Source organism: Legionella erythra (genome assembly GCF_001467615.1).
In the GTDB taxonomy this organism is placed as follows: Bacteria; Pseudomonadota; Gammaproteobacteria; order Legionellales; family Legionellaceae; genus Legionella_C; species Legionella_C erythra.
Genome location: NZ_LNYA01000023.1, coordinates 13899 through 27114, shown reverse-complemented (window position 1 = coordinate 27114; position 13216 = coordinate 13899). Strand labels below are relative to the sequence as shown.

Below are 13216 nucleotides of genomic sequence, written 5' to 3'. Positions count from 1 at the left end.
TATGAAACATCAGCATGGCAGCAAAACCGAGGCAATCCTTCATCTTATGCAAGCCATCAGTGCCTTGCAAAATGAAAACGAAGCGGCGGCATTTTTTAATGATCTGTGCACACCGGCTGAGTTGGAAGCCATGGCGGATCGCTGGCAGGTCGTCCCCTTGCTGCGTGAAGCGTTGCCTTACCGCACTATTCATGAGCAAACAGGGGTCAGTGTGACAACTATTACCCGGGTTGCACGTTGTTTGACCCGCGGCACAGGCGGGTATTCCCTTATCGCAGAACGGTTGGAGCAGTCTTGAAAACACGTATTCGTATCGCCTTACAAAAAAAGGGCCGCCTGGCTCAGGAATCACTGACCCTTTTACAACGTTGCGGCTTAAAGTTCCGTCTCAAAGACAACGCCCTGCTGACGCATGTGGATAATTTCCCTATCGATTTACTTTTTGTCCGTGATGATGACATTCCCACGTTGGTATTTGATGATCTGGCTGACGGGGGTATCGTGGGTGAGAATGTTCTCAATGAGGCCGCTCTTGCGTTTCCCGACAAGCAATACACGCTTGTGCTTCCCCTGGGAAACTGCCTGTGCCGGCTTTCAATCGCAGTCCCTGAACAGGCAGCTTATGACACGCCGGCCAGTCTGGATGGAAAACGCATTGCAACCAGTTACCCGCTGCTGCTGAAAAATTACCTTGACCAATACCGGATTGCTGCCGACATCCTGCAATTGTCGGGTTCGGTCGAGGTCGCGCCCAGACTCGGTATGGCGGATGCCATTTGTGATCTGGTTTCAAGCGGCCAGACCCTTGAGGAAAACAAATTACGTGAAGTCGCCGTGGTGATGCACAGCCAGGCTGTGTTTATTCAGAGTACCCAGCTTGTTCCTGAATCCTTGCAACAGGTTTTTGATTTATTAAAGCGGCGCATCCAGGCTGTTCAACAGGCCATGGAACGAAAATACATTCTTTTTCATGCGCCTAAACAGGCTTTGGACACGATCTGCCGGCAATTACCGGGAGCGGAATCACCCACCATCATCCCGCTGCCGGCCAATCCGGACAAAGTAGCGGTCCATGTTGTCTCCAGTGAAGGGATTTTCTGGAATACCCTGGAAAACATTCAAGCCCTGGGTGCCAGTTCCATTCTGGTTCTCCCAATTGAAAAAATGCTGGAGTAATTACTGATGTTGTCGATTTACAATGACCAATCGCTATCCCTTGGGGATACTGAACAATTATTTGCCCGGCCTTTAAACGCTGAGCGGGTTGAAACCGCTGTTATCCCGATTTTAAATGCAGTAAGGCAAGGCGGCGATGAAGCCGTGTTGGCTTTCACCCGCGAATTTGACGGGGCGCACCTCCGTGAATTGAACGTGTCGTCGGAAGAGATAGCGAATGCCTGCATTGATAAATCCGCATTGTCCGCTATTCACACAGCAATTGATACCATACGCCGCTACCATGAGGCTGTTAAACCGGATGTTAAACGGGTATTCACTGCGCCGGGCGTCTGCATTGAGCGTCAATACAGGCCCATTCAGAGGGTGGGGCTTTATATTCCCGGCGGCAACAATACCCCCCTGATATCCTCGCTGCTGATGCAGGCTATCCCAGCGGCCATTGCCGGTTGCCCGCTTAGAATTGTGTGCACGCCGCCCGACCGACTTGGCCATATTAATCCCCACTTGCTGGTAGCCGCACGTCTTTGCGGCATTGATGCGGTTTACAAGGCAGGCGGTGCCCAGGCCATTGCGGCCATGGCTTATGGCACAGAGACTATTCCCAGGGTCGACAAGCTGTTTGGCCCCGGCAACCGCTACGTTACAGAAGCCAAACGCTTAGTCAGCATGGAGCCTGCGGGTCCTGCCATTGACATGCCCGCAGGGCCATCCGAGGTTATGATCATGGCCGATGACGACGCCAATCCTGATTTTGTTGCCGCTGATTTGCTGGCGCAGGCTGAGCACGGCGTGGACTCTCAGGCGATTCTTCTCTGTTTTTCACAAACCTTTGCCGAACAGGTAAACCAATCCCTCATCCGGCAAATGCAAACGCTCAAACGCCAGGCTATCATTAGCCAGTCGCTTAAGCACAGTTTTGCTCTCATAACGGCTTCGCGGGAGCAAGCCATTCATTGGGTGAATCATTATGCCCCCGAGCACCTGATCATCAATTGCCGCGATGCCAGCGACTGGACGCCGCATATTCAAGCCGCCGGGACTGTTTTTCTTGGCCCCTTGGCCGCTGAAACCCTGGGTGATTACGTCACCGGAAGTAATCATGTTCTACCTACAAATGGCTATGCCCGCCATCACAATGGGCTAAGCACGGAGGATTTTTTAACGAGGATGACGATACAAACCATCGATCCTCAGGGTATTTTAGCCGTGGGGCAGGCCGCCTGTGTGCTGGCTTCACTGGAAGGCCTTGATGCGCATGCCAACGCAGTAAAGATGCGCCTCACCACAATGGAGATTTAACATGTCAATACTGGATTTGATTCGTCCCAATTTAAAAACCATTAAAAACTATATCCCGGATGGGGATAATCAGTCATGCCGCCTGCATGCCAATGAATTACCCTGGAGTCCAATCCGCCTCAACGAGGTTTCCCTTAATCACTACCCCAGTGCATTGATGGTGAAGCGTATTGAACAGCGTCTAGCTGATTTGTATCAGGTTGATACAGACCAACTGGTCATCACCCGTGGCAGCGATGATGGACTGGATTTGTTAATGCGCCTTTTTATCCGCGTTGGCAGCGACAGCATTCTGCAATGCCCACCCACGTTTCCCATGTATGCCTTCTATGCTCACTTACAGCAGGCAGGGATTCGTAATTGCCCTCTCGATGCTGAGAGTGAGTTTAATTTTTCGCTGGATAATCTTCTTGCCCAATGGCAGCCCGATTGCAAACTCATCATGATTTGCCGTCCCAATAATCCCACGGGGGGGCTGATTGATTTGCAAACGGTCAGTGACCTGTGCGATAAGATGGCCGGGAAGTCCATCGTCATTGCCGATGAGGCTTATATAGAATTTGCCCAAACGGAAAGCGCTGCCCGCCTGATTCCACTGTATGATAATCTTATCGTGCTGAGAACGCTCTCCAAAGCCTATGGTATGGCTGGATTACGAGTTGGCAGCATCATGACCCAGGCTCCCCTCGTTCAGGCCATCAGAGGCATCATGTCGCCCTTCCCTTTTTCCAGTGCGGTATTGGAACTGGCTGAACAGGCATTGAACCGTCAGGACTGGTTTAGCGACACCGTTGAAAAAATCCTGGTGCAACGGGAAATTTTACGCATGCGGCTCAGTCAATGCCGCGTGATTGAGTCCGTTTACCCCAGCCGTACCAATTTTTTACTGGTTAAAAGTCCTCATGCTCAAGATTTGCAGGCCTGGCTTGCCGAACAGGGGATCGCTGTGCGTCATTTTCCCCAATCCCCCGTTTTACAATCGATGTTACGCATCACGGTGGGTGATGAACAACAGAATGATCACTTGATGACGGCCCTTGATGCTTTTTCTATGAGATGAGTCGCTTATGCAAAAATTACTTTTTATCGACAGAGACGGCACCCTTATTGAGGAACCCTCTGATTTTCAGGTAGACAGGCTTCAGAAAATCCGCTTGACCGAAGGGGTTATCCCCGCCCTGCTTCGCCTTAAGCAGGCAGGGTTTCAACTGGTGATGGTCAGCAATCAGGATGGCCTGGGAACAACGTCTTTTCCTATGGATGATTTTCAGACCTGCCATGATTTTATTCTGGCGCTGTTTCAATCGCAGGGCATAGTCTTTAGCGACATCCTGATTTGTCCACATCGCGCCGAAGACGGCTGTGGCTGTCGAAAACCGGCTACCGGTCTGGTAGATCATTATTTTCGAGACGGCAAACTGGATACAGCAAGTACCTGGGTCATTGGCGATCGGGAAACAGACAGGCAATTAGCCGATAATCTTGGCGTATCTTTTTTGCCGATTAACGCTGATCATGGCTGGGATGAGATTGCTTTGTACTTGTTATCCACCCGGCAAGTCTCGCTCAACCGCCATACGCGGGAAACGGACATTTCGCTGCAATTAACATTAGACAGTGAAGAAGACAGCCGGATTGATACGCCCATTGCCTTTTTCAGCCACATGCTTGAACAAGTAGCCCGTCACGGCGGATTTAGCCTTAAGCTCCATGCCCGCGGCGATACCGAGGTGGATGAACACCATTTGGTGGAAGACACCGCCTTAATCCTCGGGGACGCGCTCAAACAGGCCTTGGGCAACAAACGCGGCATTGCCCGTTACGGGTTTACCCTGCCCATGGATGAATCCTTAGCCTCACTGGCGATTGATTTGGGTGGCCGTGCCTATTGTGCATTTGATGCCCCTTTCACCCGTGAATTTGTAGGCGGCCTGGCCACTGAAATGATACCGCATTTTTTTCAGTCGCTGGCCAGCACCCTCGGTGCGAGCCTCCATATTCAGGTAAAAGGGCAAAACCATCATCACATGATTGAAGCCTGCTTTAAAGCCTTAGGCCGCGCCTTACGCCAGGCGATGGCCATAGAAAGCGCATGCTTACCGACCACAAAAGGTGTTTTATGATTGCAGTCATCGATGTAACCGGCAATAACCTCACCTCGCTCGGCAATGCCCTGAGCCGTTTGGGTTATAACTACCAGCTCACGCACGATCCTGCCGTGATTGCCGGGGCAAGCCATGTTATTTTACCCGGCGTGGGCGCCGCTGGCGCCGGAATGCAGGCTTTAAACGCACGCGGTTTAATTGAACCGCTGCAAAAACTCAAGCAACCGCTTTTAGGTATTTGCCTTGGCATGCAATTACTGTTTGAACACAGTGACGAAGGATCCGTTGATGGTCTTGGGTTATTGCCAGGCACCATAAGGCGTTTGCCGACAAAAAAGGATTACCCGGTACCGCACATGGGTTGGAATACCCTGGACTGGTGCAGGGATAGCCCTTTAGCTGCCGGGCTAACGCCTGGGGACTATGTCTATTTTGTCCATAGCTATGCCTTACTCGACAACGAGTATGCCGCCGCTTATTGTCACTACAGCGAACGCTTTACCGCAATCGTGCAAAAGGGTTCGGTATACGGCATGCAGTTTCATCCGGAAAAATCAGCCCAGGCGGGCTTAACCTTACTTAATAATTTTTTACAGTTGGAGTCATGATGTTACTTATTCCTGCCATTGATATTCAGCAAGGCCAGTGTGTGCGCCTGCAACAGGGTGATTTCAGCAAAACCACCGTCTATCCTCAATTACCATTGGCTCTGGCCCAGCACTACTGCCAGCAAGGGGCGAGGCGCTTGCACATCGTGGATCTGGATGGCGCCAAATCCGGCGCCATTCAGCAGTTGTCCATTATCAAAGCCTTGCAGACGGCAGGCGCCCGCCTGCAGGTTGGCGGCGGCATACGTCGGCTGTCAACCGCTCAGGCCTGCCTGGAATTGGGGGTGAGTGATCTGGTTATTGGCAGCATTGCCGTCAGTGATCCATCCAAAGCCTCGCAAATCATCCAATACTGCGGCGCCGAAAACATTGTACTGGCTGTCGATATCCGCATGGTCGCTGGTATTCCAACACCGGCTATTCACGGTTGGCAAACCGGCACGGCCTTGTCCTTATGGGATGTGATTGAGCCGTATCGTCAGCAAGGCGTCAACCAGGTTTTATGCACCGATATTGCCAAAGACGGCATGATGTCAGGGCCGAACTTTCCCCTGTATGAAGAAGCGCTGCGACGTTTTCCTGATATCGCCTGGCAAGCTTCAGGCGGCATCCGCCACCAGCAGGATTTGGACAGGTTGAAAACCATAGGACTCTCCGCTGCTATTTTAGGCCGCCTTTTATACGAAACGGATTTCGATTTACGCGCCGCCTTGATGGAGGTAGCCGCATGTTAGCTAAACGCATTATTCCCTGTCTTGACGTGCGTAACAACCAGGTGGTGAAAGGCGTGCAGTTTCGTCATCACCGTGTGGTGGGCGATATTCTGCAATTAGCTGCCCACTACAGTGACGAAGGTGCGGATGAACTGGTTTTTTATGATATCACGGCAAGCAGCGACAGCCGCAGTGTGTCTCTGACCTGGGTTAATCAGGTGGCCGCGACCTTAAGCATTCCGTTCACGGTCGCTGGCGGCATCCGTACCCTGAATCAGGCGCACGCTATTCTCAATGCCGGTGCGGATAAAATCTCCATCAATAGTCCCGCACTGGAAACCCCGGATTTAATCGACAAACTGGCGCATGCCTTTGGCAGTCAATGCGTGGTGGTGGGTGTCGACAGCCAATGGATAGACGGCGATTACCATGTCTATCAATACACTGGCGATGAAAGAAAAAGCCGAAATGCCCAACGTAAAACCTGGCATTGGCTTAAAGAAATACAAGAGCGAGGGGCAGGTGAAGTGGTCTTAAATTGTATGCGCGCTGATGGCATGCGCACGGGGTATGATGGGGAGCAATTGGCTGCCGCCCGTGAATTACTCTCCATCCCGCTGATCGCTTCTGGCGGCGCAGGCGACGTGCGCCATTTTGTCGATGTCTTTCAACAATGCCGGGTAGACGGAGCCCTGGCCGCCAGTGTTTTTCATGAGCATCAACTAAGCATTGCTGAAGTCAAAAGAGAACTTGCTCAACACAACATCGAGGTGCGACCATGTTAAACGATTTACCGGCATCGCTTGATTGGCAAAAAATGGCAGGATTGCTGCCTGTGATTGTGCAAAATCACGAGGATGGACAGGTCTTGATGCTGGGTTACATGAATAAAGAAGCCCTGCAGATAACCTTGGCCACACAGCAGCTCACCTTATATAGCCGCAGCAAACAACGCCTGTGGCGCAAAGGGGAAACGTCCGGTCATACCATGACTGTGATGACAATCAGCACTGATTGCGATAAAGATTCACTTCTTGTTCAGGTCAGGCCTGAAGGACCGGCCTGTCACCTGGGCTTGACCAGTTGTTTTCAACCCTCGAAAGACACCCCGCTCCGTTTTTTAGCCACCTTGATTGAGCTCATCAAGCAACGTGCCGACACCAAGGATTCATCCAGTTATACCCGGCAATTGCTGATAAGCGGTGCCACACGCTGCGCGCAGAAAGTCGGGGAAGAAGCGGTGGAGACAGTTATTGCGGCTGTTAAAGGCGATGGCATTGAACTGGTCAATGAGACTTCGGATTTGCTGTATCACCTGCTCGTGCTGCTGCATGCCTGTGACGTCAGTTTGTATGATGTGCTGGACTGCCTTGAAGCACGCCACAGAAAACAACACAACCAATAAGGATTTTCATGCTGATTTATGAAGTGAATCTCAGTGTCGACGCCGCCATTATCGACGCCTTTATGGCGTGGTTAAAACCGCATATTGAGGAGTTGCTTGGATTTGAAGGGTTTCTCAAAGCCATTTTATCCGTTCAGGACGAGCCAAAAGACCAAAAGCAGCGCGAATTGGTTGTGCATTATTATTTAGCCAGTGAAACGCATTATCAGCAGTACATCCGGAATCATGCCCCGCGCATGCGCGAGGATGGCATTAACCGCTTCGGTCATCAATTCACCGCCACACGCCGGGTATTGACGGTAGTGAATACTTACGCGGCTGAATCCGATTAAACAACGGCGAGTAACACGGCGGTCAGGTAATTGCCTTCCGGAAAGGACGGCCGCGTGGGGTGGCAACTCGCCGGGCCAAAAACGCCCAATAACCGCACCTGCTTGCCAACCATGGCCGCCTGACTGGCTGCGAGTGCTGCAAACTCCTGGGCTGACAAGGCAGACGAACAATTGCAGGTCATTAACAACGCGCCAGGCTTCATAGCCTTGAATACTTCGCGGTGCAAAAAGCGGTAATAATTTTTAGCACGATTTAAATCGCGTTTGGACGGTACCAGTTTTGGCGGATCAAGAATAATCAAATCGTAGTCGCCTGCCTGAGCAAGATAATTACGGGCATCAGCCGCAATCCACTCCACCTGATCGACTGCGTTTAAGCGCGCATTGCGCATAGCTTGTTCAATGGCGGTTTTTGAACTGTCAACAGCCGTGACTTTCCTGGCGCCTGCCTTGGCGGCATGCAGGGCAAAACCACCGGTATAGCTATACAGATCGAGTACCGTTTTGCCTTTTGCGAGTGCGGCGATGCGCTGGTGGTTTTCGCGTTGATCAATAAAAAGCCCTGTTTTTTGTGCGGTTGAAAAGTCAATTTCAAACCGCACCCCACCTTCAACAATTTCAGTCATTTTTGGATTAACCGGTTCAGCGTCCCCTTCCCAGCCATCCTGACTTAAGGGTTTACTCTGCGAAAGCCAGATCACTTCATCACAGGACATAACCTCCTGAAGGACAGTAATGATGTCCTGCCGATGCAGTTCCACCCAATACGCAGAACTTGAAACAGCGCAATAAGTATTGAAGCAATCAATGGTTAAACCGGACAAGCCATCGGCCTCGCTGTTAAACAGGCGATAGGCATTGGTTTCGGCATTGGGCAAATTTAAAGCCCGACGCAGGGTAACCGCCTGGCGAAGCCTGTGTTTGAGAATGGTTTTAAACGACGAGCAATCGATTTTTTCAAAAGCCAAAGCCAATACCCGTACGCGATAGAGTGAGTGTTCGTTATAAACACCCGTGCCGATGAGTTCCCCTTCGGCACTTAAGATGGATACCAGTTCGCCGGTTTGCAGATGGCCGGCTGTTTTGGCGATGGCTTTGGGAAATATCCAGGGATGCCCACGCACGATACTGGACTGTTTGCTCTGTTCGAGTACAACTGAAGCATTCATTTAACTATTTCCCAAACATGAAAAGTGGGCTAATCTACACCAGAATATTTAACCGCCGCAAGGCCATTATTATAACAAGAGGTGTATTATGAAAGCTAACTTTACCAAACCAGTCTCTATTTTAGCCAGCCTGCTGTTTTGTAAAGTAGCAATGGCAGGCCCCTGGTACACCGGTCCTTTGCTTGCACCCTCTGGCCACACCATTCCGAAAGGCCATACCAATCTCGAAACCTACCTGTTTTACAATGACAACGACGGGGTTTACGACAAGCACTGGAAATTGACACATACGCCAGCCAATATCAGCACCATCATCAACCCGATTTTTTCGCATGGCTTGACTGATAGGCTGGACATTCAATTCATCTTGCCCTATACGTTTAACCGTTTTCGCGGCAGTTCCTCCCACAAGGTCAGCGATACGGCCGTGACTTTAGGTTACCAAGTCCTTGAGCAAAAGGATTCCGCGTGGCGGCCTGATCTGCGTTTCACTATCCAGGAAACTCTGCCGACGGGTCAATACGAGCATTTAAGCCCCTTTGCCAATGGCACGGATGCATCCGGGATTGGCAGCTACCAGACCGCTTTGGCCCTTAATTTCCAACATTTAAAGCCGTTTAACGACACCATCTATCTGCGCACCCGTTTAAGCCTTGCGTACATGCATGCCAATGATGTCAGGCTGCGAGGGTTTAACACCTTTGGCGGGGCACTCGATACCGATGCAACGCTGGATCCGGGTGATCTGGTCAGTCTCGATTTAGCCGGTGAACTCAGTTTGACCCAACACTGGGTAGCCGTCCTGGAGGGTTATGTGGCCAATCGTCAGGCGACAACGTTCAGGGGCAATCCTGGCACCACCGCTACCGGTCTCCCTGCGCCTTTAGGTCATGGTACGGTCGATCAAATCACCTATGCACCGGCGATTGAGTACAATTTCAACGAAAACATTGGCTTAATAGGCGGCGTGTGGAAAAGTGCAGCCGGCAGGGACACGGGTGATTTCACGTCCTATGTGCTGGCTTTGAATGCCTATTGGTAATTGACATGGTCCTGTCAGGATCCTGATAGATCCCCCGCCTGCGCGGGGGATGACAGATAGAGACGGTGATGACAAAACCCCTGTCTTTCCCGCGAAGACGGGCAGCTGTTCACGTTATGAACCCATGGTTTTCCCGTTTGCCGAGTACGTCCAGCTGACAGTGATTCGCACCCTATCGCAGCATCCCTTAAACATGGTAGCATCGCTTTTTTGCTGATAAGGAACAATCATGTGGTTTAGTAATGCCCTCATCTATAACTACGAATTAAACGAACCGGTTGACTTGAATACTGCATTGGCAGAGGAACGCTTAAAGCCCTGCCCGCCGCATGCCCGTTTCATTTATGGCTGGCTGCCGGCTTATCAGGATGAACTGGTTCAGGAAATCGCCGGCAGCAGCCTTATCTGCCTGGGTAAAGAAGAACGCATTCTTCCCCGCGGCGTCATCAACCGCTTGTTGGCTGAAAAAATTCAGACTCTGGAAGCGCAGCAGGGGCGTTCCATCAAGCGCGCTGAAAAAGCGCAAATGGCAGAAGATCTTGAATTTGAATTGCTGCCTAAATCCTTTTGTGTCCAAAAGCGTCTCCCGGCCCTGCTTGACACCAGCGCCCAGCGTCTTATCATCAACACAGCCAGCGAAAATCAGGCCTCTCAACTGATTGCCCTGCTACGCAAATCCATACCGGGTATTCAGCTGGAACCCTTGTTTTATCCTGAAAATTTAGCCACACGGTTTGCTGAATGGATTTCCGAGCCGGGTTCTTTGCCCAGCCCCTTCCAATTAGCATCGGATTGTCTGCTCTTTTCGCCCGGCGATGAAAAAAAGCGCGTTAATTGCAAAGGCTATGAATTGCCGGCGGAAGAAATCATCACGCTGTTATCGCAGGGATTGGTGGCCGCGGAAATTTCATTGATTTGGAATGAGCGTATCCAGCTGACTCTGACGCATGAATTGACGTTCAAGCGCTTGAAATGCCTTGATTACCTTGTGGATGAATTCAACGATATCAGCCAGCTTGAAGAAGATTATATGCAGCGCGACGCAGCCCTCGCCTTATTATGCGGCGAATTGCGTGCTTTAACCAATGATCTAATGGATGGCCTACAGCAAAAATCCGCCACCCAAACCACCACCCCGTCTCTTGAAGAAGCCGACTGTCTCGCTTAAGTCGCATGGGGCAGAAAAACCATGAGGTTTTTTTGCCCCTTAGCGTGCCTGAGCCCGCAAATCAACCAGAGACAAGCCACGGATTTCGCCTTCTCTCGCTGTGAATTTAATGGAGGTGGAAACGCCTGCGGTATTGATGTAAAGATGATAGTTACCCGGCACCAGGCCTGTCGCATAAAATTCACCACCCGGTGTGACCGTTAAGGGAATGACCGGGTGATACCAGGGATCCGGTTGTTTAACCAGGCTGGTTTCATCCATGGTCAATACGATATTGCCATGAGAAAGTCCGCGCCAGGGCAGTACACGACCAACCACGCCGGTACGTTGACTGTGAGAACGCTTAACCAGAACCACGGTGCCCACGCTTTGAATCGACGGGTTAACCACGGGAATAGTCACTGTTTGATAGCCGGGTAGCGCAAATTTGAGCGTATTATCGAAAGCCTGGGTGACAAAATACCCCTCAGGTGTGCATGGTACATTGCTCTGAACCATCGCCAGGGGCTCCGGCCCCCGGATGACGACTTGCCCATACACAATGGGAAATTTTTTCTCCCGGTTAAGCTGGCTGGCTTTTTCATCGAATGCCAATGCCAACTCCCTGTTGCCGTGCTCTGCGAGCCATTCTAGCCAGCGGTTAAAATGGGCATTGACCGTCCGGGGAGGCAAATCCAAATCCAGCTTATCCCAAACGTTGACTTCATCACGCAAGCGATAGGCTTTAGCCAGTTGCGCCTCGTTCAAGGCCTCATGCAAGTGATATTTCTGCTTAAAGAGGTCAGCCCGATAGCTTGCTTCAGCACGTTGTGAACGGGATAACCCTTGCTCATAAAAAGAAAGCAGTGTCTTTTTATCGGGGTAGCGTTCAGGCAGCAGACTGACATAAATCATTTGCCAGGCAAGAGCCATGATGCGATCCTGCTTGAGCGTGGTACCGAAATAATAATTTCTCCCCAAAGACCAGGCTTGATAAAGCTGGTAGTCACGACGCAATGAAGGGATGTCTCCAACCGCCAGGGGCTCACTGGAAAAAGCCTGATTGCTGAAAAACAAAGCCAGCAAACAGGCTATCAGACGGGTTATGGTTTTAGCTTTGAGCGTTAGCATTGATGGGTTGATTTGGATAAGTTGAATTATAAACCGCCAGAGTATCCTCCGCCGCTTTTCTCAATCCTAAAGCCAGATTGGATTTATAAAGAAGCACCAGGCCCTGCTGAGCGGCAGGCGCCTGCGGGTAATTTTTAACTAAATAGCTGGCCCGTTCGGCTGCGGCTACGTATTTCTTACGCTCAAAGAAATACCTGGAGGCATTAAGCTCCCGTTGGGCAAAGGTATTTCTTAAATAAATCATGCGCTGCAAGGCATTGGGTTTGTAAGCGCTATTGGGGAAGCGTTCAATCAAGGCCGCAAAATCGCTGTATGCCTGCGCCTGGGTGCCTGAGTCCCGCATGGACTCATCCAGGGGAATAACATTGGCAAAAGAACCGCGTGGTTGATTGAAATTCGCCAATCCTTTCATGTAATAGGCGTAATCCACATGCTGGGCGCGCGGATAGAGGTGAATAAAACGCTCCGCCGTGGCAGCGGCCGATGCGTAATCGCCATTCTGATAATAGGCATAAATCAAATCCTGCTGCGCCTGCTCGGCGTATTCACTGAAAGGGTACATGGATTCCAGAGCTTCGAGGCGTTTGGAAGCGGTTTGGTACTGGCCTTTGGCCATGGCGTCTTTTGATTGGTCAAACAATTGTTTGGCGCTCATACCCTTATAAGGGCCATTGTCGTCATCATCGCGTCCCCATTTGGAACAGGCCCCCAGAAATAGAATCAGGCTTATCAGGAATATCGCTTGTAATTGTTTCATTTATTAACACCCTGTAAAACACTCGCCGCAGTGAGACGGCAATACTTTTGCAAATGCCGCCCATTATACCCATCCTGTAACAATTTGCGAACTCTTGAGAAGGCGAATTAGCGACTCTTTTCTTTTCCAAATTTATAAAAAATAATTTGCAATGCAGCTGGGCTTACGATAGTATTTCGCACTGTCGGAGAGGTGGCAGAGCGGTCGATTGCGGCGGTCTTGAAAACCGTTGAAGGGCAACCTTCCCAGGGTTCGAATCCCTGCCTCTCCGCCAAATCAGTCTGATAAATACCTACTTCTACAATTAACTCACCAGAAAAAGAAAATAA

Annotated in this window: 15 protein-coding genes and 1 tRNA gene; 13 read left to right on the top strand and 3 right to left on the bottom strand. The window is 50.8% G+C overall.

Annotated elements, in window-relative coordinates:
* Window position 1: 1 nt before the first annotated feature.
* Genes Lery_RS05025 through Lery_RS04980 form a run of 10 tightly spaced genes read left to right on the top strand, consistent with a single transcriptional unit; the run spans window position 2 to window position 7641 of the window.
* Window positions 2–298: a YerC/YecD family TrpR-related protein gene (locus tag Lery_RS05025; RefSeq protein ID WP_058526169.1), complete on the top strand. Its 297-nt coding sequence runs from the start codon at window positions 2–4 to the stop codon at window positions 296–298.
* Window positions 295–1176 (top strand): ATP phosphoribosyltransferase, encoded by an 882-nt coding sequence (gene hisG / locus Lery_RS05020; RefSeq protein WP_058526168.1) that lies wholly within the window; start codon window positions 295–297, stop codon window positions 1174–1176. Before Lery_RS05025 ends, hisG begins: the two co-directional genes overlap by 4 nt.
* Window positions 1177–1182: 6 nt before the next feature.
* Window positions 1183–2478 (top strand): histidinol dehydrogenase, encoded by a 1296-nt coding sequence (gene hisD / locus Lery_RS05015; protein ID WP_058526167.1) that lies wholly within the window; start codon window positions 1183–1185, stop codon window positions 2476–2478.
* A gap of 1 nt (window position 2479) precedes the next feature.
* Window positions 2480–3538: a histidinol-phosphate transaminase gene (gene hisC, locus Lery_RS05010; protein ID WP_058526166.1), complete on the top strand. Its 1059-nt coding sequence runs from the start codon at window positions 2480–2482 to the stop codon at window positions 3536–3538.
* A gap of 7 nt (window positions 3539–3545) precedes the next feature.
* On the top strand, window positions 3546–4601 hold the full coding sequence (hisB, locus tag Lery_RS05005; RefSeq protein WP_058526165.1) for a bifunctional histidinol-phosphatase/imidazoleglycerol-phosphate dehydratase HisB: 1056 nt from the start codon (window positions 3546–3548) through the stop codon (window positions 4599–4601).
* Complete coding sequence (gene hisH / locus Lery_RS05000; RefSeq protein ID WP_058526164.1) at window positions 4598–5191, top strand: imidazole glycerol phosphate synthase subunit HisH; 594 nt, start codon at window positions 4598–4600, stop codon at window positions 5189–5191. Before hisB ends, hisH begins: the two co-directional genes overlap by 4 nt.
* Window positions 5188–5925 (top strand): 1-(5-phosphoribosyl)-5-[(5-phosphoribosylamino)methylideneamino]imidazole-4-carboxamide isomerase, encoded by a 738-nt coding sequence (locus Lery_RS04995; protein ID WP_337589160.1) that lies wholly within the window; start codon window positions 5188–5190, stop codon window positions 5923–5925. Before hisH ends, Lery_RS04995 begins: the two co-directional genes overlap by 4 nt.
* Window positions 5919–6689 carry an imidazole glycerol phosphate synthase subunit HisF gene (gene hisF, locus Lery_RS04990; protein ID WP_058526162.1) on the top strand — a complete coding sequence of 257 codons (771 nt, stop codon included), beginning with the start codon at window positions 5919–5921 and terminating at the stop codon, window positions 6687–6689. Before Lery_RS04995 ends, hisF begins: the two co-directional genes overlap by 7 nt.
* Entirely contained in the window at window positions 6683–7309 is a 627-nt protein-coding gene (hisIE, locus tag Lery_RS04985; RefSeq protein ID WP_058526161.1) for a bifunctional phosphoribosyl-AMP cyclohydrolase/phosphoribosyl-ATP diphosphatase HisIE, read from the top strand. The genes hisF and hisIE overlap by 7 nt, the downstream gene beginning before the upstream one ends.
* Window positions 7310–7317: 8 nt before the next feature.
* Window positions 7318–7641 carry a DUF4286 family protein gene (locus Lery_RS04980; protein WP_058526160.1) on the top strand — a complete coding sequence of 108 codons (324 nt, stop codon included), beginning with the start codon at window positions 7318–7320 and terminating at the stop codon, window positions 7639–7641.
* On the opposite strand, the gene Lery_RS04975 is transcribed toward Lery_RS04980, so the two are convergent.
* Entirely contained in the window at window positions 7638–8810 is a 1173-nt protein-coding gene (locus tag Lery_RS04975) for a class I SAM-dependent rRNA methyltransferase (protein WP_058526159.1), read from the bottom strand. The genes Lery_RS04980 and Lery_RS04975 overlap by 4 nt on opposite strands.
* Before the next feature lie 88 nt (window positions 8811–8898).
* Here Lery_RS04975 and Lery_RS04970 point away from each other — a divergent pair, with 88 nt between their 5' ends.
* Together Lery_RS04970 and Lery_RS04965 are read left to right on the top strand one after the other, a co-directional pair.
* Complete coding sequence (locus Lery_RS04970) at window positions 8899–9852, top strand: hypothetical protein (protein ID WP_058526158.1); 954 nt, start codon at window positions 8899–8901, stop codon at window positions 9850–9852.
* Window positions 9853–10081: 229 nt separating this feature from the next.
* Window positions 10082–11020 carry a recombination-associated protein RdgC gene (locus tag Lery_RS04965; protein ID WP_058526157.1) on the top strand — a complete coding sequence of 313 codons (939 nt, stop codon included), beginning with the start codon at window positions 10082–10084 and terminating at the stop codon, window positions 11018–11020.
* Window positions 11021–11059: 39 nt separating this feature from the next.
* Here the strand turns inward: Lery_RS04965 and Lery_RS04960 are convergent, their stop codons facing one another.
* Window positions 11060–12130 (bottom strand): hypothetical protein, encoded by a 1071-nt coding sequence (locus Lery_RS04960; protein ID WP_058526156.1) that lies wholly within the window; start codon window positions 12128–12130, stop codon window positions 11060–11062.
* Window positions 12111–12887 (bottom strand): outer membrane protein assembly factor BamD, encoded by a 777-nt coding sequence (locus Lery_RS04955; protein ID WP_058526155.1) that lies wholly within the window; start codon window positions 12885–12887, stop codon window positions 12111–12113. Before Lery_RS04955 ends, Lery_RS04960 begins: the two co-directional genes overlap by 20 nt.
* Window positions 12888–13073: 186 nt before the next feature.
* Here Lery_RS04955 and Lery_RS04950 point away from each other — a divergent pair.
* Window positions 13074–13161, top strand: a tRNA-Ser gene (locus Lery_RS04950).
* Window positions 13162–13216 lie beyond the last annotated feature (55 nt).

Excerpts from the sequence above, each read along its gene's own strand:
- Lery_RS05025 (WP_058526169.1), top strand. The coding sequence starts at position 2 with ATGAAACATCAGCATGGCAGCAAAACCGAGGCAATCCTTCATCTTATG.
- hisD (WP_058526167.1), top strand. The coding sequence starts at position 1,183 with ATGTTGTCGATTTACAATGACCAATCGCTATCCCTTGGGGATACTGAA.
- hisC (WP_058526166.1), top strand. The coding sequence starts at position 2,480 with ATGTCAATACTGGATTTGATTCGTCCCAATTTAAAAACCATTAAAAAC.
- hisB (WP_058526165.1), top strand. The coding sequence starts at position 3,546 with ATGCAAAAATTACTTTTTATCGACAGAGACGGCACCCTTATTGAGGAA.
- hisH (WP_058526164.1), top strand. The coding sequence starts at position 4,598 with ATGATTGCAGTCATCGATGTAACCGGCAATAACCTCACCTCGCTCGGC.
- Lery_RS04995 (WP_337589160.1), top strand. The coding sequence starts at position 5,188 with ATGATGTTACTTATTCCTGCCATTGATATTCAGCAAGGCCAGTGTGTG.
- hisF (WP_058526162.1), top strand. The coding sequence starts at position 5,919 with ATGTTAGCTAAACGCATTATTCCCTGTCTTGACGTGCGTAACAACCAG.
- hisIE (WP_058526161.1), top strand. The coding sequence starts at position 6,683 with ATGTTAAACGATTTACCGGCATCGCTTGATTGGCAAAAAATGGCAGGA.
- Lery_RS04980 (WP_058526160.1), top strand. The coding sequence starts at position 7,318 with ATGCTGATTTATGAAGTGAATCTCAGTGTCGACGCCGCCATTATCGAC.
- Lery_RS04975 (WP_058526159.1), bottom strand. The coding sequence starts at position 8,810 with ATGAATGCTTCAGTTGTACTCGAACAGAGCAAACAGTCCAGTATCGTG.
- Lery_RS04970 (WP_058526158.1), top strand. The coding sequence starts at position 8,899 with ATGAAAGCTAACTTTACCAAACCAGTCTCTATTTTAGCCAGCCTGCTG.
- Lery_RS04965 (WP_058526157.1), top strand. The coding sequence starts at position 10,082 with ATGTGGTTTAGTAATGCCCTCATCTATAACTACGAATTAAACGAACCG.
- Lery_RS04960 (WP_058526156.1), bottom strand. The coding sequence starts at position 12,130 with ATGCTAACGCTCAAAGCTAAAACCATAACCCGTCTGATAGCCTGTTTG.
- Lery_RS04955 (WP_058526155.1), bottom strand. The coding sequence starts at position 12,887 with ATGAAACAATTACAAGCGATATTCCTGATAAGCCTGATTCTATTTCTG.